Source organism: Cellvibrio sp. GW822-FHT04B05 (assembly GCF_058800985.1).
Window position 1 is genome coordinate 1,017,029 of sequence record NZ_JBXAMU010000001.1, and the last position, 26,755, is coordinate 1,043,783.

Here is a 26,755-nt window from a genome sequence, read left to right on the forward strand (position 1 = left end):
ATTGGAATTGCTATGAACCACAATCCGCTTGGTCGTCAAACAGATTATGTATCGGTCTACGCACCGCAATTACTGTTTCCTATTCCCCGTGCTGAATCGCGCGAATTATTGGGTATAGGTGATAGCTTGCCGTTTTATGGCGCGGATATATGGACAGGGTATGAATTGTCCTGGTTGGATGCCTTGGGTAAACCGGTTGTCGCCATTGCCGAGTTTTTTATTCCCTGCACCAGCGAATTTATTGTGGAGTCAAAATCGTTCAAACTCTATTTAAATTCACTCAATCAAACCCGGTTTGAAAATGCTGCTGAAGTAGGAGTGTTAATTGCCAAAGATCTTTCGGCGATAACCAATGCCGAGGTTCGAATTAATTTGATTCCGTTGACTGCATCGGTGCGCGCCGCGCAACATCTATCCAATATTGTTGACGTGAACGGTGAGTTATTGGATGAGCTGGACGTTGCAATAGACACCTATCACCCGGCACCTGAATTACTTGCTACGGAAACCGGAATTGTGGATGAGAGTTTGGTAAGTCATTTGCTAAAAACCAACTGCCCGGTGACAGGGCAGCCTGATTGGGCGAGTATTGTCATTCGTTACAAGGGCAAAAAAATCCAGCGCGAAAATTTGTTGCGCTACATTATTTCGTTTCGCGAGCATCAGGATTTTCATGAGCATTGTGTAGAGCGAATTTTCAGTGATATCGCGCGAGTATGTCAGCCGGAAGATTTGACGGTATATGCGCGTTATACGCGGCGTGGTGGATTGGATATCAATCCATTTCGCTCCAGCAATCCTTCTGCGGCGCCAGAACTATTGCGCTTGATTCGCCAGTAGCGCTCGCGCCAAGTAGACGGAGCCGATTTATACGATCACTTTATCTTTCAAGCGGCTCGCTGCTTTTTCGAGTGACTCGATAACTTTTTGTTTGTCGTAATTGCGCACCTTGTCCATATCCAGATACATGGAGAAACCTTCAGCGCGATCCTCAAAGTAACTTTGGTTTTTACCCATTTCTTTGCGCAGGTCTGCCACTTGGTAGACCTTGACTGGCAATGAAAAGCCTTTCACCTGAATTTCACCTTTATCGCGACACATTACGGTGTCCTTCACCAGTGACCAGGTTTCATGCGAAATTAAAATCTCATCGGGCTCTGCCGCTGACTCAAGGCGGCTTGCCAGATTGACCTGGGTGCCAAGCACGGTGTAATCCAAATGATTGGATGTACCAAAGGTACCGACAGTGCAGTAACCAGTATTGATACCCATGCGCACTTGCAATGGTTTTTTGATGCCCTGGTTAAACCATTCCACTTGCATGGATTTGATGCGTTTTTTCATCGCAATGGACATTGCGACGCAACGGGTTGCATCGTCTTTAACCCCTTTACTATTACTATCTCCAAATAGCACCATGATGCCGTCGCCCATAAATTTATCGATGGTGCCGCCATAATGCGCCACGATTTTCGACATCTCGGTGAGATAGTGATTCAGCAACTCGGTCAACGCTTCGGCTTCAATTTCTTCCGAGAGCTGGCTGAAATCTTTGATATCAGAAAAGAAGATGCTGATACGCTTGCGTTCCGCTTGCAGGTTTTTATCGTCACCGCGATTAATTGCTTGCCATACTGTCGGCGGCAAGTAGCGGGATAATTTATAGGCGCGGATCTTGTGCCATTTCTGTTCGTTTTCCAATTGCTTTTGGCTGATCATTAATTTGTGAAAACGTTGGTGCATATAAATGGCGTAAACTAAAAAATAAGTGGCAACACCAATCAGGCTTGCGGCGCTGATTTCAATGCTACTGGAAAGTACCAGTTGGGGTTTATGAATGACCAGACTAAGCAAAACTCCGACTGCAAACGCACTATTATCTTCCATCAATTTCCGCATGCCGCCACTAATCAGTGCGTTAAATTGAATCATGGTCAAAAACATTACGCAGGGCAAAATACTGAAGTCGGTCAAACTAAGAACGACACCAATAAGCGCGGCATCTGCATGAGATAACCAGCGATTAAGCCTGGCCATCTGCTCGGGTATTTGTTTACGGGTGAAATGATAGGTGGCATAGGCGTAGATTAATAAAAATACAATTACACCCATGTGGGTATGGCTAGGATGATCCCAATTAATAAAAGAGGCCAATGTGCCTGATGCGGCAAAACAAATAAGTGCGCGAAAATAATATTGCTGTATCGGGGATTCTGTGTGCAGTTGTTGACTGTCAGTCTTACTGTTCATTGGACTAAAACCTTGTTGTTATTTGGTCAGTAAGTGAATCCTTGCAAATAGGCCTAGCTGCTTACCCAAGCCAGTGAATTAAACGGGTTTTTATTCAAAATGTCTACTTGTTGGTTGAATAACAAGCGACTTTTCTGGCTGCTTATTATTTAAACTTCAATTCCAGATATTTTTCTTCCAATTCGGTATATTGCTTACGCAGTTCGGCAAACTCGGTCTGTATTTGTTGCAAATCTGTCGGATTAGCACTTGATTCTGAACCTGTATGTTCCAGATCATTTTTAAGTTGATCGTTTTCTCTTTCCAGCTCCTCCAGATTACCCAGCAGCTCTTTACTCTCCTGGGTAAAGCTCTCCAGTGTTTCTTTTATGCGCTGATTCTCCTCTTCCAATTGATGATCGTTGCCGATTATGCCTTCCTGCTCTGCAATTTTTTCGTTGGCTTTATTAAGTTCCTCTTCCAGCAATTGGACGCAAGTATCCGACTCCTGGACAAAGCGGACTTGTCGTTGTAACTGCTGCTCCAATTCTTTGATAACGAGATCTTTTTCTTCGGCAGTCACTGCCCCTTCCAGTTTTCGTTGCAGATTGCTGATGACCCGGTACTGATCAGCAGCTACATTGCGCAGCTTCATAATTTCTTCGGCCGCGCGAGGATCCTGGCGGATGATATTGATAGTTTTGTTTTCGACTGGGCGTCCGGTTATGGCTGCATTGGTGTCTTGCATGTAGTGGCTTATGTCGTTGTAGCTATTACCGTATTGTCCCAGGAGGATTTCATATTGTTCCCGATCTGCAACTCCATCGGCCATCGCATACAGCTCGTTGTAATATCCCTGGGCGGTGGCTTGCGCTTCGTTCCAGCGCTTTTCCAGATCAAAAAACAGCTTTTTGAATTTCTCCAGATTCTCCACGCGCTTCTTATATATTTCCAGCTCATCACTGGATTCTGCATCCAGTGACGAATCCAGTTCTATATTCAAAGCGGGATCGATATTAGCAGGAGCAGGCTGCAGTAAGGGTTCCAGTGTTTGTCGGAAAATATTCCAATAACCCTCGCTGCCTTGCACTTCAGTAGTGCCCAGTTCTTCTGCACGGAGGAAGGCATAGCGGAGCGCAACAATACGCTGGTTAATCGGTAGGTCGGCAGGCTGTTCCGCAGTAATATCGCCGCGGGGTGCAACGAGACTAAAACGATCCTGGGTAAACTCCAATTGCTCATTAACCAATTGTTTGTAGGATTTTGCCGGTACATTTGCCGGCGCCTTGGATGTTTTAATCGTTTCAATCAGCTCACGCAATTTTTCTTGCTGTCGCCGAATCAATTTTTTTTGTTTCAGGGAATAAAAAATCAGTACGACGGCCGCGATCAGCAACGCCAAATAAATTTCTATGGCTACCGCGAGGATGAGGTTTGGTACATGCATATTATTGTCGGCCGCAGGATTTCTGAAAACGAGTAGAACCGTGGCAACTTTATTGCTACGGCCTACTCTATAATGGCTAATTAACGTATCTGCCTGAAAGTATGGTACAGATTCAGCCAATATTCGACTTGGCTATACCTTTATCACCCGGCGCCAGGTCTGATCATCGAATCCTGGATTTTGGGTTTTAACCGTTTCAAGATGAGGTTTTTAGTTATATGGATGCAATTCAGGCATTACATCAGCGCGTATCGACTCCCAGGCTCACCGCACCAGCACCCACATCCGAGCAATTGGAAGTGTTATTCAGGGCGGCGATACGGGCTGCTGATCACGGCAATTTGCGACCATGGCGGTTTTTAACTATTGAAGGGAATGGACTTGTCCAGTTGGGCAAAATATTTGCAGCCGCCGCTACGGTTAAAAACCCTGCTATCACCCAACTGGAAGTGGATCGCTGCCATGCAATGCCGCAGCGCGCACCATTGATTGTGGTGGCAATTGCGCGATACCAGCCCAATCCCAAAGTGCCACACATTGAGCAAATTATCGCCGCCGGCGCTGCTACCCAAAATCTTATCAATGCAGCCTTTGCAACTAATGTAGGAGCTGTATGGCGTACTGGCGACATGGCATATGACCCAGTGGTAAAACAGGCGCTCGGCTTGGTAGAAGGTGAGGAGATTGTTGGCTTCATTTATCTTGGAACACCTACGGTTCCACCGCACGCACCGCGAGAACAAAATCCTGGCGACTTTTTTAGTGCGTGGCCACAGGAATAAGATTGCGTTTACGGATTTGCTTGTGTACATTAGCGCGCCTTCGCAGGGGGTACTTTGGATAGTGCTTCAAGCGAAAATCGCACAGCTAAATCGTAGCGATTCAATAACGGTGAGATGTCCGAGTGGCCGAAGGAGCACGCCTGGAAAGTGTGTATACCGCAAGGTATCGAGGGTTCGACTCCCTCTCTCACCGCCATTTTTAGCAAGGTCCGCTGTACAGTTTCGCGCGCAGCAGTTCGCTGTTTGTACAGGTTGATCGAAAATTGTATTTCATTGATTTATAAAGCATTAATTTGGAAGTTTCGCGCAAGAAAATCAAATAAATGCTTGACTCACCGAACCCCGATCAATAAAATGCGCGCCTCAACAACGCACTCATAGCTCAGCTGGATAGAGTACTCGGCTACGAACCGAGCGGTCGGAGGTTCGAATCCTCCTGAGTGCACCATAAAGTAGTACTGAAACCCCTGATTATTCTAAAGATTTTCAGGGGTTTTTGCTTTCTAGGGTTTGCAGGTCGATAAAGTGTCGAAAAACGTTTATTCATTCACTGCAGGCCAGCTTCTAACAATACTTGCTCCTATCTGAATCCAATCGGCGAATTTTGCCCAAGGAGGAATAGAGGGTAAATAAGTAATATCCAGTCATTAAAATGGTAGTTAAAGGCAGTATTTTTTAACGGATAAAAATCGAATTAATGGAGTTTCATGTGAAGAAGTTAGCTAATAAGGTTAGCGATAAAGTTTTCGAAGCTAAAGTCGCTGAGAAATTAAATCAAGTTTGGAAGTCTATTGGCGGTATCGTCTTCAATTACAGCTTTCCTCATCACGCAATGGCTAAACTAATCGAGGCTCCCTCGGAAAAGCCAATTGCCAGCAAAACATCTTCCCAAGAAAAATCCTCTTCTCAACAACAATCGTATGCGCTTCTGCAAAGAAGCTTTGCCGCGTTTGGAGGATATTACATAGCGGTAATATCGCGATTAGCAAGGCGCGTGGCTGATAGATGCTAACGAAGTGTGCATAAACAAAAAACTTTAATAATTTTATTTTCAGGAAAAATGTATGAAAAATATATTTCTAGGACTTGGGCTTTTATTAACTGCGGCCAGTGCTTTGGGTAGTACCGGAACTGGAAAAATTATAGGTCTAATTCCATACAAGGTGGGTGGTGAAGAAATATTGTTTGTTAAGGTTGAGAATACTCCCTCCGATACGCCTCAGTGTAATTGGACAGGGCGTTATGTGATGGGAAGTGCAGGCAATCCTCATTTTAAATATACGCAGTCAGTAATTCTCGCTGCATTCATGGCAGGGACGCCTGTTAGGCTCAATGGTAATAACACTTGTGACACATATGATAATTCTGAAAAATTTTGGTATTTATGTGTAGGTAATACACTCTGCTGAGATGAAATATAATGAAAAATAGTGCATTTATTTTTGTAATTTTATTGTTCGCTCTTAATGTTAACGCTGAAGTAATGTCCAGAGGAAAGATAACGATGATCGATACCTCTACCAGCGCGACAGGCACATTTGCGATAAAGGTAGAAGGGGCGGGTGGATATGTGTGTAACGGTAATACGTATGCCTTATCAGTAGCGAACTTTCCTGATGAAAAAAGCTTTGATAGAGCATTTTCGGTTGCACTGGTTGCATTTACTGCTGGTTACACAGTGGAGGTATACAACAATCCTATATCGGCAAGTTGTCCCTATATGAGCAATATCCGAATAATAAAGGCCGAGTAATATTTTTTATCTAAAGTCAATAAATCAGAAATGGAACTTATTTAATGAAAAAGCTTATTATTTTTGCTGCGGTATTATTTTGTGCTAATAGCTTTGCTGGAGCTCAATCTGGCAAAGTACAAACTATTCTTGTTCGTGAGGATGGATTGCACTACGTTATTCTTGTTGGTGCGCCGATAGGAAAGCCAGCATGCGCCACAGGCGGTTATTGGATGATAAGAGATGAAAATTCTGCTGCTGGAAAAGCTCAATTAAGTGTTTTGCTCGCAGCACAGGCTTCAGGTAGATCAGTGTATATAGTGGGAAGAAACTCGTGTACTCGGTGGGGTGATGGAGAAGATATTAGCTCTGTCCAGATTACAATCCAATAAATATGATTAATTACTATTCACAGCCTATGAGCCTTTAGCATCGAACAAGTGTCGAAAACACTGTATTGATAATCGGTTTAAAGCGGAATGACTAAATCTCACCCCTCCCAATAATCATGAGGCTTAGGGGTTAGTAATGGGCTATTGCGGGCGGCAGGTGAGGGGTTCGAATCCTCCTGAATGCACCATATTGGATGAACAAAAAGGCCTGTTAGCAATGACGGGCCTTTTGTTTTCGGCTTATTTAATTCCCTTGGCGACCCAATTTTCGTTATTAAACTCCAATTCCTTACTTTACTTATTGCTATCCCCCCAACTTTTGCTATACCCAAAGCAGGTGGGAAGTGTTGAGTTAGCTATAGCTGCTGCCTGTACATTCGGTCAGATTAAGTGAGGGTATCGTGGAACTTAGAAATTTAATTGATAACGCACAGAAGTTGCCAAATATTCCTAAAGTGGTTCAAGAGCTGATAGAGAGTTTTGGCGATGAGAATATTAATAATGAGGTGATTGCTAAAAAAATCAGTGCTGACCAGGTGCTGACGGCAAAAGTGTTGCGCGCGGCAAATTCGGCGCATTACGGCGGCAACCGTAAAGTGGGCTCGGTGAGTGATGCGGTGTTTGTGCTGGGTTTTAATGCGGTGCGGACGTTGGTGTTGGCGTCGGGTATGACTGGTGCGTTCAAGGCACCGGAAGGTTTTGATTTGCCGGCGTTCTGGCACAATAGTTTTGCGGTGGCGAGTACTTGCAAATGGCTGGCGAAGTTTTCCAAAGATGATGCGGAGACTGCCTTTACTTGCGGCATGATCCACAATATCGGCGAGTTATTGATTCACATCCTCTTGCCTGAAGAATGCAAAGAGATCCAGAAAGTTGTTGATCGCGGTGCACGCAATTCGGATATTGAAAAGAATGTGCTTGGATTTAACTTCCCGGAAGCTGGTGCTGAGTTGGCTAACCGTTGGAAGTTTCCTGATGCGATAGTGGCCGGTATTCGTTACCAGTTGAATCCGGAAGGTGCGCCAGAGTTTTCGCGCTTTGCCGCATTGATCAATATTGCCGATTACATTGTGCATGAGAACGAAAAAAACGGCGGTGCGACGTTGATGGAGCATTTCCCGAATGAGCTTGCGACCAAGCTGGGAATTAACCTGGTGAAGTTGACTGAACGTATAGATGAAACCAAAGATTTAATTGGCGGTTTCGATGATTTACTGCATTAAACCAGAACGTTGATAGATGGTGAGAGAGATAAGCCCGTGTTGATCACGGGCTTTTTTATGGGTAATAGATTGGTTTTTAGCGATGATAAATTAGTGGCAGGCTTGTAGCGCATCGGCGAAACACGCATCAATTTCCTGCGGGGTAGTTTTGCGTTTGATCGCTTCAAAAAAAACGACTGCTTGCGGATATTCTCGGCTTAAGTACATCAGCCATTGTTTCACGCGATTGCCGCAATTACGCTCACAATAAAGCGGCGTGGTCAGCTTGTAGTAGTCGTAAAGCATATTGCAGATTTGGCGCCAAGTGAGCGGAGTGTAATCCTCTCCCTTTATATGCGCTTTAATTTGGCGGGCGAGATCAGGGCAGGCGAGTAAGCCGCGACCGAGCATTACATCAGCACCGTTGGATTGTTCGCTGCAGCGCAGGTAGTCTGCGACCGACCAGATTTCGCCATTGGCGATAACCGGGATTTTCAATTCGGCGCGGATATCCGCAATATGATTCCAGTAAGCCGGTGGTTTGTAGCCATCGGCTTTGGAGCGGGCATGAACCGTTAGCTCATCGGCACCGGCGGCCTCTACGGCGCGAGCATTGTCCATATAGCTGCTGCGATCTTCATAGCCAAGCCGGATTTTAGCGGTGACAGGAATTTCCCGTGGTACTGCATCGCGCACGGCTTTAATAATGGAATAAACGCGGTCAGGGGTGCGCAACAGGCAGGCGCCACCCTCGTGGGAGTTGACTGTTTTTGCGGGGCAACCAAAGTTCAAATCAATCGCCTTGGCGCCATAGCGCACCAGCTCTAACGCATTGATCGCCATAGGCTCGGGTTTACTGCCTAGCAGTTGCACACGTACCGGTGTGCCGTTCGGGGTTTTGCAATCGCTTTCCAGTTCCTGTGCGTATTTATAGAAGACTTTGTAGGGCAATTTTTGGTCGGTAACGCGGATAAACTCGGTCACACAGCCATCCAATCCACCAATACGCGATAGTATGTCGCGTACATGATGTTCAACAACGCCCTCCATCGGGGCCAACATAATGCGCATAGATTTGCTCAGGTTCGTTTACAGGCCGGCATTTTAGCCGGTTTTGGTTGATAATTTGTTCAACCCTGCGTAGATTGCGCGGCCTTTTGCGGGTAAACCCCATCTTTTTACTGATTATCGAGGTTCTTAATGACTCAGCCTGTTTTTCACGACCTGATTAGCGACAGCCAGTTGCGCAAGGCAATTGATGTATTGGGTTACGAACAACCCACTCCGGTGCAGCTCAAGGCAATTCCGGCAGCGGTGGCGGGTCAAAACCTTATTGTCAGCTCTAAAACCGGTAGTGGTAAAACAGCGGCATTTTTATTGCCCGCGTTGCAGGCGATTCTTGCCAAGCCGCCAGTGAATCCGAGTTCTACCCGCATTCTGATTTTGACTCCAACCCGTGAGTTGGCTCGCCAGATCGTGAAGAACGCCGAACAACTGCTCAAATTCACCGGCTTAAAGGTGGGAATGGTGTGTGGCGGTGAGGAATTAAAATACCAAAAAGCGATGCTGCGTAAGAATCCCGAAATTGTAGTGGGGACGCCGGGGCGTTTGGCCGAGCATATCGCCCATAAATCGACAGAATTTTCCGGGCTTGAATTTCTGGTATTGGATGAAGCTGATCGCATGCTCGACATGGGCTTGAGTGAAGATGTGCTCAAAATAACCAATACCTGCCGCACTGAACGCCAGACGTTTTTGTTCTCGGCAACGATGGAGCAAAAAGGCCTGCGTCATTTGATCAAGCAAGTGATTCTTGGTGAAGCGCAGGAAATTTATATCGACGAAAAGCCCAATGATATTATTCAGCAAATGTTATTGGCTGACGATTACAAGCACAAAGAAAAATTGTTAGTTGCGCTTCTGCAAAAATCGACCTTTGAAAAAGTCATTATTTTTACCAACACCAAACTCAAGGCCGCGCAACTGGATAATTTGTTGCGCTACAACAAATTTCGTGTGGGCACATTGCATGGCGATATTACCCAGGACCAACGTAAGATTACCCTCGACCATTTTCGTCAGGGCAGAACGACAGTATTAGTCGCAACTGATGTGGCGGCGCGCGGGTTGGATATTCCTGGTGTTGAGTTAGTCGTAAATATGGATATGGCATATTCAGGCGATGAGTATTTACACCGCATCGGCCGAACCGGTCGCGCCGATAAAGAGGGCAGGGCAGTGTCTTTGGTGGATAAGAAGGAGTGGAATCTCACCAAAGGAATTGAACGTTACCTGGGGGCAACTTTCGAGACAATTACTATGCCGGGTTTAAAAGGTAAATATCAAGGCCCGGATAAAACAAAATCGTCAGGCAAGTCGGTTGGTACTAAAAAGAAAACAACCACAAAAGAGAAAAAGGCTGATGCACCCAAGGTAAAAGTGCGTGAGCGCGATAAGAAAAACATTGGCAATCGCCGTATTCCCACCGCGCTTAAGACAACTGTAACGGTAGATGGTTTCGCTCCGCCGAAGAAGAAAATTACCAGGCAAGTTGATGATAACGATGAGTAAATAAACCTGATAAACGCAGGTGCATCAGCATGTCAATTTTATTTCAATCAGGTGATTGACCCTTTTTTAAAATAAGCCTAGTATCAGATCAACAGTGGTGAATTTAACAGTAGTCACTGTGCCCACAGGTGAAGTTAGTCTTTAGCTTGGTAAATAAAGGTTGGCTTTACAGGTGTTCATAGAATAGGTTTTCTGACAAAGGTCAGCGTCACCTATCTGTCATAAACTTCTGTTTTATTGAAAGTGCTTTACTCGAATTGTTTTATTGTTTTCTAATCAGCGATTGAATTGCAGTAATCATTAACTGGTCATTGAGTAATAAGGGGGTAAACGACACAGATCTCATTCCATAGAAAATTGCGTTCTCGGGTAATAACTTCACGATATTGGGCTTTTGTAAATTGCCCGTATTATTCTCAGACCTGAAGGGGATTATTCTTTATGGCAAGAAAAACGCATGCCAGACGTAGTGCAAACCATCACTCATACGATGACTCAAGTTATCCCGCGTCGCGACACAAATCGCGAAAGAATCAACGAAGTGATGACAACATTGTCGAAATAAAATCCCGCTCGCAACAAGTCGAAACAGCTTACTCTCCACCTCGCTCTGCCCAACCTCTCCGCGCTAAAAACAAATCCCAGCAGCAATACATCAACGCTATCAATAGCCACATGCTCACTTTTGGTATTGGCCCGGCCGGTACCGGTAAAAGTTATTGTGCGGGTGCGTTGGCAGCGGAGGCGCTGGAATCCGGGCGTATTGAGCGCATTATCCTTACGCGTCCGGCGGTGGAGTCAGGTGAAAATCTTGGATTTTTACCAGGCGATCTCGATGAAAAATTTTCTGTGTATATCGATGCCTTCCGCGATATTTTAAATGAGCGCCTCGGTGCCGGAACTGTTGATTACTGCTTGCGCCATGGCCGCATAGTTGCTGCGCCGCTCGCATTTATGCGCGGCAAAACCTTTAATAGCAAAACCTTTGTCATTCTCGATGAAGCGCAAAATACCAGCCCGGCGCAGATGAAGATGTTCCTCACCCGGATTGGCGAAGATTGTAAAGTCGTCATCAACGGCGATATTAAACAAAGTGATATTCGCGGCCCTAACGGCTTGGAGGATGCCGTCAATTTGTTGGACGGCTTGGCAAATGTGTATGTGCATGAGTTTGAACGTGAAGATATAGTGCGCAGCGGTTTGGTGCGCGATATTATTGACCGTTACGAAGTGCCAGACGAAGACTAATCAACTTCAGGGCACACATCCGATCCAATATTATCGGTTGTGTGTCCTTGTCATTTTTATCTGGCTTGCTAAATGATTGGCGAGTCGGCATCCTGCGCGCGTTTTTTCCTTTTATTAATGTTCTTCGATCATTCTTCTTCATTTTTATGATCATCATTCTTTTCTGATAACTATTATGAACGATTTGCGCTGCCCGCTTTGCCATCAACCTTTGCTGCAAAATACCCAAGGTTTAGCTTGTGTCAATCGCCATCAATTTGATCGCGCTAAAGAAGGTTATTTCAATTTACTGCCGGTACAAAATAAACATTCACGTGAGCCTGGTGATGCTAAAGAGCAATTGCAAGCGCGCCGCCAATTTTTGCAGGCGGGATTTTTTAAATCGCTTAAAGAACACTTGCAGGAATTATTGCCAACAACAACTGTAACCTTGCTGGATATAGGTTGTGGCGAAGGTTATTTCACTGCAGGCTTTTCTGAGAGGCTGCCTGATGCGACGGTATACGGAATTGATATCGCCAAAGCCGGTGTGCGTCTTGCAGCGAAAGCGGCGAAAGATAAAACCGGCTTGGTTTACAGTGTTGCTTCAAGTTTTAATTTGCCCTTTGCTGATAAGTCTATGGATGTGGTAACGCGTATTTATGCACCTGGTAAAGATGCCGAGTTATGGCGTGTAATAAAACCGGAGGGGAAGTTAGTTATAGTTGCGCCCGGCGAAAATCATCTGCTTGGCTTGCGTTCGCGTATTTATAAAGAGGTGCGTCCGCATCCCCAACCAATCACACCGGAAGGTTTTTCCTTGGTTGAACATCATCGTTTGGGAGGAGATTTGCGGGTGAGTGAACGTGCTATGTGCGCGGCACTTTTGGCAATGACGCCCTTCGCTTGGCGGTTGGCACCGGATCTACGGGATTCAATCCTCGGTAGTGAATTACAGGATACTTTGGATTTTATGATTAGTGTTTATAGCAAAAGTTGACATTTTTCCTGTTTTCGATAGCTTTTTTGTCGATATAGTAATTAAAAAATAGGATTTAGGTCACGTTTTTAAATGCGGTTGTGGCATAAAGCATCGATGAGTTATGATGAAATTGTTGGTTGGATGTTTTTCGTGCCACTGGAATGATGGAGGTCGAAAAACCCGTTTTTATTTCCAATACTATCTGTTTTAAGTTATACCAACATTCCTGGATTTAGTTACCCGGATGCAGTTGGTTAGGCTTCTGCAATAGGGATTTTCTTGCCTCCCCCCTGCGTTCATTTTATGGACTCGCATCCCCTGTGAAACTATTCGCTTGAACTATTTTTAATTCTTATAAATATTGATTGTTACTTTATTCTTGTTGTTATTTTTTACGTGCAATCCATGTGGAAAAATTCTAATGGCACTTTCTTTTCGTAATCGTACTTCTTTTTTAAATCAGATCTCTCTAATCACACATTCATTCATGTTGATGTCGGTATTTGCTTTTACCGGTCAGGTCGCGGCGCAAACGATGGCGGCAAACAATGTAAAAGACGCGGCTTTACAGGCAATTGAATCCAACCCTGATGTGCAAGCCAGCTGGCATGCATTCAGCGCTGCAGCGCAGGAGGTGCGGGTGGCGCGTGCAGGTTATTTACCTAGTGTAGATATAGGTGCATCAACCGGGAAAACCAATCGTGATTACGATGGTCGTGCCAGTTACACCAACAATCAGGCGCAGGTGACATTGAGCCAAATGTTGTTTGATGGTTTTCGTACTTCGGGTGAAGTTGCACGATTTGATAGCGCGCGCTTGGTGCGTTACTACGAATTATTAAATTCAGTTGAAACGACCGCATTGGAAGCAGTGCGGGCGTATGAAGATGTAAAACGCAATCGCGATTTGGTTAATTTGGCCCGCAACAATTATGCGAAACATCGCGAGGTTTATGGTCAAATTGAAGAGCGTGCTACCTCTGGTGTTGGCCGCCGTGTAGATCTGGAACAGGTTGCTGGTCGTTTGGCATTAGCTGAATCAAATTTGTTAACTGAAGCCTCTAATTTGCATGATGTTACCGCGCGTTATTTGCGTGTTGTTGGTCGTCTACCGGCAGAAGATTTGGCGGAAACAGATATTGCCCAGCAGAAATTGCCGGAAAATATTCGCTCGGCACTCACTTTGGCTTATCAAGGCAATCCCGGTTTTCACGCCGCTATTAAAAATATCAGTGCTGCCCAGGCTGCAGTAAAAGTTGAGCGCGCGGGTTATTATCCGAAAGCAGAATTGCGTGCAAGACAGGTTACCAGCCGCAGCCAAAATGGTTTTGATAATCGTATTGATCCCGATAACTACGGCGATGAAAGTGCAGTGGAATTGGCGCTTACTTATAATCTCTATAATGGTGGAGCAAATCGCGCTGCTGTGCGTCGTTCGTTGGAACAAGTGAACCAGGCGAAAGATTTGCGTGATCAGGCGTGCGTTGATTTGCGTCAGGATACCCAGATTGCTTACAACGATGCCAAGCGTATTCGCGAACAGCTTACCTCATTGCAGCAACACCGTTTGTCGAGCGATAAAGTACGTGTCGCTTACTCAGAGCAATTCAATATTGGCCAGCGTACATTGCTCGATTTATTGGATGCTGAAAATGAATATTTCCAGGCGAGCCGCGCATTGATTATTGCAAACGGTGATTTGGAAATTGCCTATGCTCGCGCGCTCGCTTCTATGGGTAGCTTGTTGCCGGCGCTGGGAATTGTGCGCGATGGTTTGGGAATATTGCATAACACCAAAGTGAATGATTCGCTCAATATTTCCGAGTCTGCTTGTCCGGATGTTGCACCTACAGCCTTGGGCCGTGACGATCTTATCAGCCAATTAACTCCGCTCGCTGGTGATACTTTATTTGATGTCGGTAGCTCGCAATTGAAAGCGGGTGCAACACAAAAATTGGATCAACTGGTTGCCGATATCAAAGCAACGCCTAAAGTGGTACAGATCAGTATTGAAGGTCATACCGATAATTCCGGCACTGATGCGCTGAATATTCCATTATCAAAAGCACGTGCGCAGCGCGTGCGTGATTATTTTGTGCTGAATGGTTTGGAATCAATCCCTATGACTGTTGACGGATTTGGCGCAACTCGTCCAGTGGCTGACAATAATACGGTTGCGGGCAAGGCTGCCAATCGTCGTGTTGATGTCACTGTAACCCGTAGCGAGTAACAGGAGCATTGGCTAGCAGAAAATTGGCTCAGTGGACACAAATGTACAGTGGCTAAGCTGGCATTGATATTTTGGGTTAGCTAAAAACGCATCAAATTCTTGCAGTTTGATGCGTTTTTTTATGCACGTTGTAGGATGTCTGTTAATGAAATTGCGTGTAATGCAATCGGCAACTATATTACAGAAGCTTTTAGTCTGATTGCCGAAATCCTTCGTTGTTAGTTTTTTTGCCTGTTTGCTGCTCCCGGAGCCACAATGACCCTTGACGTTCAACCCTCCACCGATGTTCCTATCGTTGCTAACACTGGCGGGCCACTGCTTGAATGTTTATTGCTTATTGCGCGCGCTCACCACATTAGCAGCACCCGCGAAGCCTTGCTTGCGGGCCTGCCGTTAGAATCCTACCAATTAACACCTGCATTATTTGCCCGCGCGGCAAAACGTGCCGGCCTCACCAGCAAAATTGTGCAGCGTGAATTGACGCAATTAAATAGCGCCTTGTTTCCTGCCGTGCTCCTGTTAGCAGACAATCAGGCGTGCGTATTGATTTCCATCAAGTCTGACAGGGTGCAAGTGCTTTACCCTGAATTGGGCGATGCAATAGTGGATGTGCCCGTTGCTGATCTTCTGGCTAATTACAGCGGGCGTGCAATTTACGTTCGTCCGTTGGAGCGTTTTGATGCGCGCACGGCGGAGATCGGCAAAAACGCCAATGCAAAAAATAACAGTGCGCATTGGTTTTGGAGTGTTATTGCCGAGCATAAATATTTATACCGCGATGTGTTACTCACTGCATTGCTGATTAACTTTTTTGCGTTGGTCTCGCCGTTATTTGTAATGAACGTCTACGACCGCGTTGTGCCCAACCATGCGACTGACACCCTCTGGGTGCTCGCGTTTGGAATGTTGATTGCCATCAGTGCCGATTTTGTTTTGCGCATGATGCGTGCCTGGTTCGTTGATTTAGCAGCGAGCCGTGTCGATGTCACACTGTCGGCCAGCATTATGGAGCGGGTGTTGGGAATGAAATTGTCCGAGCGGCCTGCATCGGTTGGATCTTTTACTGCCGGATTGCAATCCTTCGAGGCAGTTCGCAGTTTTATTTCATCAGCAACGATTTTGGCGCTGGTGGATTTACCGTTTGTCTTTTTATTTTTAATTGTGGTGTTATTGATTTCCTGGCCATTAGTTTTGCCGATTATTGTTGGTGTCGCACTGGTGATGATTTATACCGCGGCAGTGCAACACAAAATGCATTTGTTATCGGAAAATTCCATGCAGGCATCGGGGCAACGCAATGCGACCTTGGTTGAAAGTTTAAGTGCATTGGAAACCGTAAAAATCCTCGGCGCTGAAGGGCGCATGCAAGCGGTGTGGGAGAAGACCACGCTTCTGGTATCGCGTGTCGGTGTGAAAATGCGGTTGTTATCCGGCTCCGTGGGCACCACGACTATGTGGATTCAGCAGGCGGTATCGGTCGTTATTATTATTGTCGGCGTGTATCAGGTCATTGATGGCAATTTAAGCCAGGGCGGATTAATCGCCGCGTATATGTTGTCATCGCGCATTATGGCACCTGTTGGGCAAACGGCAGGGTTATTGATGCAATATCACAGCGCGGCAACCGCGTTGACTGCATTGGATATGATTATGCAAAAGCCGGTCGAGCGTCCTGCGGATGCCAATTGGATCAGCCGTCCGCGTTTGCAAGGTGGAATCGAATTTAAAAAAGTTGCGTTCAAATATCCGCATGATGAGCGCGAGGTATTGCGCGATGTCAGTTTTAAAATTAATCCCGGCGAGCGGGTAGCAATTCTCGGTCGTAATGGTTCCGGTAAAACAACGATTGAAAAATTAATTGCCGGTTTATATGAGCCGGTGGCGGGAACTGTATTGCTGGATGGAATTGATCTTCGCCAGCTCGATCCAGCCGAGCTGCGCCGTAATATGGGTTATGTATCGCAAGATGTGAATTTATTTTTTGGTTCACTGCGTGACAATATTGCGCTGGGCTCGCCGCAAGCGAATGATGAAGCCATTATTGAAGCTGTGCGTTTAAGTGGGCTTACTGATTTTGTAAACCAGCATCCTATGGGTTTGGCGATGCCAGTGGGTGAACAAGGGCAATTACTGTCCGGCGGGCAACGGCAAGCCGTGAGTATTGCACGTGCGCTCTTAAGTGATCCGCCGGTTTTATTGATGGATGAACCCACCGGAGCCATGGATCACACCAGTGAAGAAGAATTTAAACGCAATCTGGTGCAATTTGCAGAGCATAAAACGCTGTTGGTGATTACGCATCGTACGTCATTACTGGAATTGGTTAATCGCATTATTGTGATCGACGGCGGAAAAATTGTCGCCGACGGACCTAAAGAGCAAGTAGTTGAAGCATTGCGTCAGGGCCGTATCGGGAGGGCATCATAATGACGACCTCGCGCGATAAAATCTGGTTTGAACGCATTGGCCGCTGGTTGGATACATTGGGTTTACCCGTAACGCGTTATATCGATAAAGCCTACGCACGCTGGCTGGAACCTTTGCACGAGCAACCCCAAGATTGGGTGACGGATTCGGATTGGGCAAAGTTGCAACAAGAGCCCATACGTGCGCGCTTGCTCTTGCGTGTAATGGCATTGATTATTTTTTTACTGCTGATCTGGGCTGCGTTTGCCAAGCTGGATGAAGTGGCGCGTGGCGAAGGCAAAGTCATTCCTTCGTCGCAATTGCAAGTTATCCAATCCTATGATGGCGGTGTGGTACAAGAGGTATTGGTGCGCGAAGGGCAGATAGTGGAGAAAGGTGATTTATTATTGCGTATCGATCCCACCCGTTTTATTTCCACGTTTCGTGAAAATCGCGCTGAATATTTATCATTGCAGGCACGTGCATCGCGGTTGCAGGCACTGACCTCCAATACCCCATTGGGATTCGCCGATGATCTGGTGGCCGATGCACCGGATATTGTCAATCATGAGCGCAGTTTGTATGAGTCCAACCGTAAAGAGTTAGATGAGCAGTTAAGTATTGCACGTAGCCAATTGGATCAGCGCTCGGAAGAATTAAATGAAGTGCGCGCGAAATTAACGCAAGTGACACGCGCATTGGAATTGGCCTTGCAGGAATTAAAAGTCACCAAACCTTTATTGATGAGCGGAGCAATTTCCGAGGTGGAAATTTTGCGTCTTGAAGGTGAAGTGTCTAACGCGCGTGGCGCCCGTGAACAGGCGCTTTCACAGGAGTCACGCTTGATATTGGCGGTGCAGGAATCGGAAGGAAAATTGCGCGAGACGGAGTTGCTTGCCAGCAATAAATGGCGCAACGAATTATCGGAAGTGCTGAGTAAAATTGCATCGCTATCGGAATCCAGTACTGGCCTTGCCGATAAAATTAAATACGCCGAAATTCGTTCGCCGGTGCGCGGTACTGTGCAGCGGGTATTTACTAATACTGTCGGGGGTGTAGTGCAGCCGGGGCATGAAGTGATTGAGATGGTGCCGCTGGATGACCAACTGTTGGTTGAGGCAAAAGTATCACCCAAAGATATTGCGTTTTTGCATCCGGGGCAGGAGGCAATTGTAAAATTCACCGCTTATGATTTTGTCGTCTACGGTGGATTAAAAGGCAAGGTTGAACACATCAGCCCTGATACCATTACTGACGAAAAAGAGCGCACGTTTTATATTGTGCGTGTGCGTACCGAGCGCGCCGGTTTTGATCCGAGCCTGCCGATTATGCCTGGTATGATGACGCAAGTTGATATTCTTACGGGCAAGAAAACCGTTCTCGCCTATTTGTTAAAACCGGTGCTGCGTGCCCAACAAAATGCGATGACCGAACGATGAGATCGCATCTGTTTTTTTCTCCTGAAGAAATAAGTTCCCCGCGTTGGTTGCAAGCCTTTCCAACTGCACGGATTGACGCTGCTGTTCCTGTCGCAAATGCAAATGATTTTGTTTGGTTGCTGTTGCGCGATGAGCTGAGTTTTCTGCAAATTCAAAGCCTGAGTACCACTGGTGCTAAAGTTGTTGCGATGACGGCAATCGAAAGCCCACAAGAAGCGCGCCGCGCACTGGAAGCGGGGGCGAGTGGGTATGTGCATTATCTGGCCGCGCCCGAGGTGCTGGAGCAAGTGGCACAAGTTATTGCTGCCGGTGGTATGTGGTTGGGTGCTGAGTTAATGCGGCAACTGGTGTCAGCGACAGCGCGTATCCTGCCTGCTAAGGTTGCGCCCAAAGCGGATTTGACAGTTCTCACCAGCCGTGAGCGAGCAGTGGCCGAATTAGTCGCAGCGGGGAAAACCAATAAAGAAGTTGCGCGGGATTTGGATATTACCGAGCGCACGGTAAAAGCCCACTTGGGGGCGGCCTTTGAGAAGCTGCAAGTGCGTGACCGCCTCCAACTCGTACTGGTTTTTTCGCAACAATCACATACTTAAGGTTCCCTTATTTAAAGCCCGCTACTATTTATAGTCGTCAGTACAAAATCCATCCTGCATTTAAACTCTTTTTGATTGGCACTTAAAACCGTTTTTCCAAAAATCCCGTTTTTCTATTCTTTATTCTTTTAAGAAGCTAAAAAAATCTCTGCTTATTGTCCTTTAGTCCAATGGCGCATTTATCTTCTGCCGCTAGACTCCCATCATTGCAATCTCTCTGTGAGTTACATCACATTTCCAAACGACGTGGAGTCATATATGAGTAATGCCGTTGCCAAGGTTTCTTTTTTGCAAGGTCAAGCATGGGCGAAAGCGCCGGATGGCAGCTTGCGCGCCCTGACGGTGGGCAGCACGTTGAACGACGATGAAATTTTGGTAACGGCGCAGGGCGCTCGTATTGAGCTGGACGTCGGTAATGGTGAATCTTTAGTTGTTAACGGTGGCCAGGAAGTTGGCATGAGTCGCGATTTTGCTAGCGACACTGCGACGAGTCCTGATGAAGCGCTGTTAAGCGATGCCAGCGTGCAAGAAGCTTTGACCGTGTTGGAGCAGGGTGGTGACTTGCTTGAAGAGTTGGAAGAAACGGCGGCGGGTGATAGCGGTGGCGGCGGTAGCGAAGGCCATGGTTTCGTACGGCTAACGCGGATTATCGAAACTACTGATCCCCAATCCTTCGAGTACTCCTCCAGTACGACTGCAGAAACAGCTCCGCTTGTATTCGATGGTGCTGGTTTTACAAATCAGGCACTGTTGGCCACTGATCAAATGCTGACTTCCGATGAAGACGAAATCGTAACGGGTCAAATTATTGCCACTGGCCTGGAGCGCGATACTCTTACTTATACCGTTGCGCGACCACCCGTTAACGGCCAACTTGTGCTCGACCCTGTAACGGGCCAATTCACCTTTACTCCAAATGCCAATTACAACGGTCCCGACAGTTTTGTTGTTATCGTGACCGACAGTGCCGGTAGAAGTATTACCACTAATGTCACACTGAATATCACACCGGTGAATGATGCACCTGTAAGCGCTAATTTGAGTCTGACAACTGATGAAGACCAATCAGTAAATGGTCAAATCGTTGCGAGTGATGTTGATGGTGATACGTTGACTTACGCTGTGTCTGGCAATCCTGCCAACGGCACGGTCATATTGAACGCGGCCACTGGTTCATTTGTTTACACACCGAACGACAACTACAACGGCAGCGATTCATTTGTCGTAACCATTTCTGATGGCAACGGCGGTAGCACCACCAACACGGTTTCTATTGGTATAAATCCGGTTAACGATGTACCTGTTAGTTCGAATCAAAATCTGACTACCGATGAAAACACTGCTCTGCCAGGTCAAATCATTGCAAGCGATGTGGATGGTGACGCCTTGGCTTACACCATCACGGGTAATCCAAACAACGGTACTATCACTCTTAATTCTACTACCGGCGCATTCGTATACACTCCAAATGCTAGCTACAACGGTAACGATTCGTTTGTTGTCACCATCAGCGATGGCAATGGCGGTACGACTACCAGTACTATTTATATCGGCGTGAATCCAGTTAACGATGCACCGACAGCAACAAACCAACATCTTGTCACTGACGAAGATACTCCGTTGAACGGTTCAATCGTTGCGTCGGATATTGATGGCGATACACTGACTTACACCGTTACTACCAACGCCACAAATGGCATTGTGACGATTGATCCTGCGACGGGTAGTTTTACTTACACCCCGAATACCAATTACAACGGCAGCGATTCATTTGCTGTAACCATTTCTGATGGTAAAGGCGGCACGACCACTAGCACAGTAAATATCGGTGTAAATCCCGTTAATGATGCGCCTGTTGCAGTGGCAGACAGTTTTACCGTCACTGAAGGCGGTACGTTAAGCGGTATTACCTACAATGTATTGACAAATGACACCGACATTGACGGTGATTCACTGACTGCTATTTTGGTATCAGGCCCAACCAACGGCACTCTGACCCTCAATGCTAACGGCACTTTTACCTACGTCCATAATGGCAGCGAGACCACCAGCGATAGCTTCACTTATAAAGTGAACGACGGTACGGTCGATGGTAATACCGTGACAGTGACAATCGCCGTAACACCGGTGAACGATGCTCCTACATCTGCAAACCAAAATCTGATTACCAACGAAGATGTTGCGTTGCCGGGTCAAATCGTTGCGACTGATGTGGATGGCGACACTTTGTCATACGCAGTTAGTGGCAATCCAACTAATGGTATCGTTACGCTGAATGCTACCACTGGCGAGTTTGTTTATACCCCAAACGCGGACTACAACGGCAGCGATTCGTTTGTTGTGACTATCAGCGATGGCAAAGGCGGTATAACTACCAGTACGGTGAATATCGGTGTAAATCCCGTTAATGATGCGCCTGTTGCAGTGGCAGACAGTTTTACCGTCGCTGAAGGCGGTACGTTAAGCGGTATTACCTACAATGTATTGACAAATGACACCGACATTGACGGTGATTCACTGACTGCTATTTTGGTATCAGGCCCAACCAACGGCACTCTGACCCTCAATGCTAACGGCACTTTTACCTACGTCCATAATGGCAGCGAGACCGCCAGCGATAGCTTTACCTATAAGGTCAATGACGGCACTGTGGACGGCAACACAGTAACCGTAACGATCAATGTGACACCGGTGAATGATGCCCCTGTAGCCAACAACGATACGGCAACTGTTGATGAAGACAGCTCAGTAACCATCCCGGTGCGCAGCAACGATACGGATGCGGAAGGCGATAGCCTGACGGTAACTGCTGTTACCCAAGGTGCGAATGGTTCGGTGGTGATTGATGCAGTAACCGGCAACCCTATCTATACCCCTAACGCGGGCTTCTCAGGATCGGACAGCTTCACTTACACCATCAGCGATGGTAACGGTGGCACTGCGACTGCCACGGTGAATGTTACTGTTAACGCTATTAATCATGCACCGGTTGCGGTTGCTGACACTTTTACTGTTGCCGAAGGTGGAACATTGAGCGGTCCGGGCGCTAATGTTCTTGCGAACGATACTGATCCAGATGGCAACTCATTAACTGCCATTTTGGTAACTGGTCCAGCCAATGGCACTCTTACCCTGAATTCGAATGGCACTTTCAGCTATGTCCACAATGGTAGTGAAACAACGACTGACAGTTTCACTTACAAGGTCAATGACGGCACTGTCGATGGCAACACCGTAACGGTAACGATCAATGTAACGCCGGTGAACGATGCCCCGATTGCGGTTGCTGACACTTTCACCGTTGCTGAAGGCGGTATCCTGACGGGAGTTAATGTACTAACAAACGATACCGATGCTGAAGGTGATCCGTTGACTGCCATTCTTGTGACTGGCCCTGTCAATGGCACTCTGACGCTCAACGCCAACGGTACATTCACTTACATCCACGACGGTAGTGAAACCACGACTGACAGCTTCACCTATAAGGTCAATGACGGCACTGTGGACGGCAACACAGTAACCGTAACGATCAATGTGACACCGGTGAATGATGCTCCTGTAGCCAACAACGATACAGCAACTGTTGATGAAGACAGCTCAGTAACCATCCCGGTGCGCAGCAACGATACAGATGCGGAAGGCGATAGCCTGACGGTAACTGCTGTTACCCAAGGTGCGAATGGTTCGGTGGTGATTGATGCAGTAACCGGCAACCCTATCTATACCCCTAACGCGGGTTTCTCCGGATCGGACAGCTTCACTTACAGCATCAGCGATGGTAACGGCGGCACTGCGACTGCCACGGTGAATATCACTGTGAATCCTGTTAATCATGCACCGGTTGCAGTAGCAGATACATTCACTGTTGATGAGGGTGGGACATTGAGCGGCGCTGGCGCCAATGTGCTTGCAAATGATACTGATGCCGATGGCAATCCATTAATCGCCATTCTTGTGAGTGGCCCAACCAATGGCACTTTGACGCTGAATGCCAACGGCCAATTCACCTATGTCCATAACGGCAGTGAAACTACATCCGATAGTTTCACCTACAAGGTTAATGACGGTACGGTTGATGGCAACACAGTAACCGTAACGATCAATGTAACGCCGGTTAATGATACTCCTGTATCTGACAACCAAAGCCTAACCACTGATGAAGACGTAGCGCTGCCGGGCCAAATCGTGGCAACTGATGCTGAGGGAGACAGTTTGGTTTACTCATTAACAAGTAATCCAACCAATGGCAACGTAACCTTGAATGCCGCTACTGGTGCCTTTGTTTACACTCCAAACCCTAATTACAACGGCAGCGATTCGTTTGTTGTGACTATCAGCGACGGAAAAGGCGGTACTGCTACCAGTACCGTCAGCATTGGTGTGAATCCGGTAAATGATGCTCCACAAACCGATGCAGTGTCCGCATCGGGCAATGAAGATACGCTGATTACCATATCGCTTTCTGGCTCTGATGTTGATGGCACTGTAGTCGGTTACGTCATTAAATCCCTTCCTGCCGACGGTGTGCTGTATAGCGATTCGCTGATGACTACACCGATTAGCGCCGGCGACTTGGTTGCGGGACCGGTTTACTTTATGCCGAACGCCAATTGGAATGGCAGCACCGGTTTTGATTATGCCGCACGTGACAACCTGGGGCTTGAAGATCCAACACCGGCAGCTGTCGCTATCATTGTTAATCCGGTAGCAGATCCTGCCGTTCTCGGAACAGGCAGCGGCAATGTGAAAGAAGATACTCCGGCGCAAACCACCGCGACCGGTACCTTAACCATCTTTGATCCTGATGCAGGCGAACAAGCCTTCCAGGTGCAAACCAACACTCCCGGTACTTACGGCTCATTCTCTATTAACGCCGCTGGTGCCTGGGTTTATAGCCTTGATAACAGCAAGCCTGCTGTACAAGCTTTGAAAGAGGGCGAAACCAAAACCGAAACCATCACAGTGACAAGCATCGATGGCACTACCACCAGTGTTGTGATCATCATTACCGGTACTAACGATGGCCCTGTCGCTGTTGCCGATACTGCAAGTGTTAATCAGGATTCGGTGCTGACCCTGACCCCTGCCCAACTCTTGGGTAACGATTTCGATATCGACGGTGACACCCTCAGCCTGGCGTCGGCACAAAATGCAGTTAACGGTACTGTCAATATCGTCGGTGGTAACGCGGTATTTACACCAACACCGGGCTACCACGGTCCGGCGTCCTTTACTTACACCGTTAGTGATGGTCATGGCGGTACTGCAACGGCGACCGTTAATATCACTGTAGATAAAGCCAATAGCCCGCCGGTTGCCAACACTGATTCGGCAGCATCATCAAGTGCCAATAACCTTGGCCTGGTTTCCGAGTACTTCGGTTATCAAGAAGGTGTTCACGGAGCGAATCTGACGAGCATAGAGCAAGTCTATTCGTTCATCAGAGGGCGTACGGCCGATGCAACATTCATTGCCAAGTCCTTTGATTACACGAGTGCTAATTTTTCTAATGATTTGGGGTATGGCACCAACCTCCAGTCCTTCCTCGGTTCAGATGCGACGACATTGAGTACAGATCCGGGCAATACAACCGATGCGATCATTCGCATGCGCGGTTTTGCCCAATTGGATGCAGGTACCTATAACTTCAAAGTGTATGCCGATGACGGTTTCCAAATCCGTATTGATGGTGTTGTTGTTGCAGAAGTAAACCGCATTCAGGCTGCTACTTTATCCACGCACAATCCATTTACCTTGGCGTTGAGCGGTTTGCACAGCATCGAAATCATTTACTGGGATCAGGGCGGGGCAGCTAAATTTAAAGTAGAGCTTAGCGATAATATGGGCGTTAGTTATAACATCCTGTCATCAATAAATACTTTCCAAAAGACTGTATTTTCTGCAGTTGAAGATACGCCTTTATCAATCGCTGCGGCTTCATTGCTGGCAAATGATACCGATGCCGACGGTGACACCTTGTCTATCGTCAGCGTGCAAGGCGCTGTGAACGGTCTGGTGAGTCTTGTCGGCAGCAGTGTTGTGTTTACCCCGACAGCCAATTACAGCGGTCCGGCCAGTTTTACTTACACCATTACCGATGGCAAAGGTGGCACATCTACTGCGACTGTTAACTTGTCCGTTGCTCCGGTAAACGATGCACCGGTAGCGGTGAATGACACGCTAAAGGTGACACCGGATCGCGTCACAGCCATACCCGTGGCCACATTATTGGCTAATGATTCGGACGTTGATGGTGATCACCTGACCGTTGTCAGTGTGCAGGGGGCCACTAACGGGACGGTGGTGTTGGCCAGTGGCGAGGTAAGATTCACCCCAACTGCAAATTATGAAGGGGCAGCGAGTTTTACCTACACAATCCGCGATGATAAAGGCCTGACATCAACGGCAACTGTTAATCTCATTGTTGCAAGCGCAATGGCTCCTTCAGTGGTTGTGAATAAAGCCATTGTGATCAATGCAAAAGGGGCAGCAGGCGCTACCGTCGATTTTCCAATCATTACCCGCTTGGTTGACACTGATGGCTCGGAATCACTATCGATCAAAGTATCAGGTGTCCCTGCGGGAGTTGTCTTCAATGCAGGCGTCAATGCGGGAGGGGGAGTCTGGAATTTCACCCAGGCTGATTTAGCTAATCTTAAACTCACCGTTCCCGGTTCGTATTCATTAAATACTTACGGGGTTGTGTTGACTATTGCAGTGACCTCTACCGAGATAACTGATAACTCGACGGCCACTACTTCTACCACAATAAGATTATTTGCCGACTACACCACCACCTCTCTGACCACTACCGAGAATGGAAATGTGACTGGTACTACGGCCGATGACTTCATCCAGGGTGGTGCTGGTAATAACACTATTAACGGTGGTGCAGGTAATGATCTTATATACGGTGGCGCGGGCAACGACATAATCCATGGCGGTGTGGGCGAGGATGTTATTTACGGTGAAGCCGGTGACGATATTATCTACGGCGGTGCAGGTTCTGATCGTATTAGCGGTGGTGCTGGTAATGATATTTTGTCAGGCGGCTCACTTGGTGATACTGCCGCTGATACCACGGCAGATGTTTTCGTGTGGTCGTTGGGGGATCAAGGTGCGGCGGGAGCGCCCGCAATAGATACGATTAATTATTTCGGCACCGGTGCTGCAACTGCTAACGCCAGTGGCGATATTCTTGATCTCCGCGATCTACTCCAGGGTGAATCAGTCGGGCCTGCGAATGCTGCTGGCAACCTGGCGGATTATCTCCACTTTGAAGTTTCCGGTGGCAACACCATCATCCATATTAGCCATACAGGTGGATTTGCGGGAGATGCCCACGCTGTCGGCGGCAGTTACAGTAGTGGCACAGAGACACAACAAATAATTTTGACTGGTGTGAATTTGCAAAGCTTGTACAGTGGCGCAACTACCGATCAGCAAATTATTACGCAACTGTTGAACAACAATAAGTTAATCACTGATTAATATTATTTGTTAATGAAAAATCCCGCACCGGT

General features: G+C 47.1%; 18 protein-coding genes and 2 tRNA genes. 17 read left to right on the forward strand and 3 right to left on the reverse strand.

Going from position 1 to position 26,755, the window contains the following annotated elements; genetic code table 11:
* Window positions 1–12: 12 nt before the first annotated feature.
* Window positions 13–840, forward strand: a complete 828-nt coding sequence (gene queF / locus AC1RJL_RS04170) for an NADPH-dependent 7-cyano-7-deazaguanine reductase QueF (protein WP_492911479.1) — start codon at window positions 13–15, stop codon at window positions 838–840.
* Between the two features lie 27 nt (window positions 841–867).
* On the opposite strand, the gene AC1RJL_RS04175 is transcribed toward queF, so the two are convergent.
* Both AC1RJL_RS04175 and AC1RJL_RS04180 read right to left on the reverse strand, forming a co-directional pair.
* The gene (locus AC1RJL_RS04175; RefSeq protein ID WP_492911480.1) at window positions 868–2,250 is read right to left on the reverse strand and encodes an adenylate/guanylate cyclase domain-containing protein; all 1,383 of its coding nucleotides are present in this window, start codon (window positions 2,248–2,250) and stop codon (window positions 868–870) included.
* A gap of 145 nt (window positions 2,251–2,395) precedes the next feature.
* Window positions 2,396–3,676: a hypothetical protein gene (locus tag AC1RJL_RS04180; protein WP_492911481.1), complete on the reverse strand. Its 1,281-nt coding sequence runs from the start codon at window positions 3,674–3,676 to the stop codon at window positions 2,396–2,398.
* 218 nt (window positions 3,677–3,894) lie between these two features.
* Here AC1RJL_RS04180 and AC1RJL_RS04185 point away from each other — a divergent pair, with 218 nt between their 5' ends.
* From AC1RJL_RS04185 to AC1RJL_RS04220, 8 genes are all read left to right on the forward strand, one after another.
* Entirely contained in the window at window positions 3,895–4,458 is a 564-nt protein-coding gene (locus tag AC1RJL_RS04185) for a nitroreductase family protein (protein ID WP_492911482.1), read from the forward strand.
* Between the two features lie 108 nt (window positions 4,459–4,566).
* A tRNA-Ser gene (locus AC1RJL_RS04190) sits at window positions 4,567–4,654 on the forward strand.
* A 175-nt stretch (window positions 4,655–4,829) separates the two neighbouring features.
* A tRNA-Arg gene (locus tag AC1RJL_RS04195) sits at window positions 4,830–4,906 on the forward strand.
* 261 nt (window positions 4,907–5,167) lie between these two features.
* A complete protein-coding gene (locus tag AC1RJL_RS04200) occupies window positions 5,168–5,470 on the forward strand; it encodes a hypothetical protein (protein WP_492911483.1) in 303 nt (100 codons plus the stop codon).
* Window positions 5,471–5,522: 52 nt separating this feature from the next.
* On the forward strand, window positions 5,523–5,867 hold the full coding sequence (locus tag AC1RJL_RS04205; protein WP_492911484.1) for a hypothetical protein: 345 nt from the start codon (window positions 5,523–5,525) through the stop codon (window positions 5,865–5,867).
* 11 nt (window positions 5,868–5,878) lie between these two features.
* A complete protein-coding gene (locus AC1RJL_RS04210; RefSeq protein ID WP_492911485.1) occupies window positions 5,879–6,211 on the forward strand; it encodes a DUF5992 family protein in 333 nt (110 codons plus the stop codon).
* Window positions 6,212–6,255: 44 nt separating this feature from the next.
* Window positions 6,256–6,582, forward strand: coding sequence for a hypothetical protein (locus tag AC1RJL_RS04215; protein ID WP_492911486.1), 327 nt, complete (start codon window positions 6,256–6,258; stop codon window positions 6,580–6,582).
* Window positions 6,583–6,983: 401 nt separating this feature from the next.
* On the forward strand, window positions 6,984–7,805 hold the full coding sequence (locus AC1RJL_RS04220) for an HDOD domain-containing protein (protein ID WP_492911487.1): 822 nt from the start codon (window positions 6,984–6,986) through the stop codon (window positions 7,803–7,805).
* A 90-nt stretch (window positions 7,806–7,895) separates the two neighbouring features.
* Here the strand turns inward: AC1RJL_RS04220 and AC1RJL_RS04225 are convergent, their stop codons facing one another.
* Window positions 7,896–8,855: a tRNA dihydrouridine synthase gene (locus AC1RJL_RS04225; protein ID WP_492911488.1), complete on the reverse strand. Its 960-nt coding sequence runs from the start codon at window positions 8,853–8,855 to the stop codon at window positions 7,896–7,898.
* A 129-nt stretch (window positions 8,856–8,984) separates the two neighbouring features.
* On the opposite strand from AC1RJL_RS04225, the gene AC1RJL_RS04230 reads away from it, so the two are divergent.
* From AC1RJL_RS04230 to AC1RJL_RS04265, 8 genes are all read left to right on the forward strand, one after another.
* Entirely contained in the window at window positions 8,985–10,355 is a 1,371-nt protein-coding gene (locus tag AC1RJL_RS04230) for a DEAD/DEAH box helicase (RefSeq protein WP_492911489.1), read from the forward strand.
* A 441-nt stretch (window positions 10,356–10,796) separates the two neighbouring features.
* Window positions 10,797–11,603 carry a PhoH family protein gene (locus AC1RJL_RS04235; RefSeq protein WP_492911490.1) on the forward strand — a complete coding sequence of 269 codons (807 nt, stop codon included), beginning with the start codon at window positions 10,797–10,799 and terminating at the stop codon, window positions 11,601–11,603.
* A 175-nt stretch (window positions 11,604–11,778) separates the two neighbouring features.
* Window positions 11,779–12,582: a putative RNA methyltransferase gene (locus tag AC1RJL_RS04240; RefSeq protein ID WP_492911491.1), complete on the forward strand. Its 804-nt coding sequence runs from the start codon at window positions 11,779–11,781 to the stop codon at window positions 12,580–12,582.
* A 403-nt stretch (window positions 12,583–12,985) separates the two neighbouring features.
* Window positions 12,986–14,794, forward strand: a complete 1,809-nt coding sequence (locus AC1RJL_RS04245) for a TolC family outer membrane protein (RefSeq protein WP_492911492.1) — start codon at window positions 12,986–12,988, stop codon at window positions 14,792–14,794.
* Between the two features lie 255 nt (window positions 14,795–15,049).
* Window positions 15,050–17,221, forward strand: coding sequence for a type I secretion system permease/ATPase (locus AC1RJL_RS04250; protein ID WP_492911493.1), 2,172 nt, complete (start codon window positions 15,050–15,052; stop codon window positions 17,219–17,221).
* Entirely contained in the window at window positions 17,221–18,639 is a 1,419-nt protein-coding gene (locus tag AC1RJL_RS04255; protein ID WP_492911494.1) for an HlyD family type I secretion periplasmic adaptor subunit, read from the forward strand. The genes AC1RJL_RS04250 and AC1RJL_RS04255 overlap by 1 nt, the downstream gene beginning before the upstream one ends.
* Window positions 18,636–19,232, forward strand: a complete 597-nt coding sequence (locus tag AC1RJL_RS04260; protein WP_492911495.1) for a LuxR family transcriptional regulator — start codon at window positions 18,636–18,638, stop codon at window positions 19,230–19,232. Before AC1RJL_RS04255 ends, AC1RJL_RS04260 begins: the two co-directional genes overlap by 4 nt.
* A 258-nt stretch (window positions 19,233–19,490) precedes the next feature.
* Window positions 19,491–26,723, forward strand: coding sequence for a retention module-containing protein (locus AC1RJL_RS04265; RefSeq protein WP_492911496.1), 7,233 nt, complete (start codon window positions 19,491–19,493; stop codon window positions 26,721–26,723).
* The last annotated feature ends 32 nt before the right edge of the window (window positions 26,724–26,755 follow it).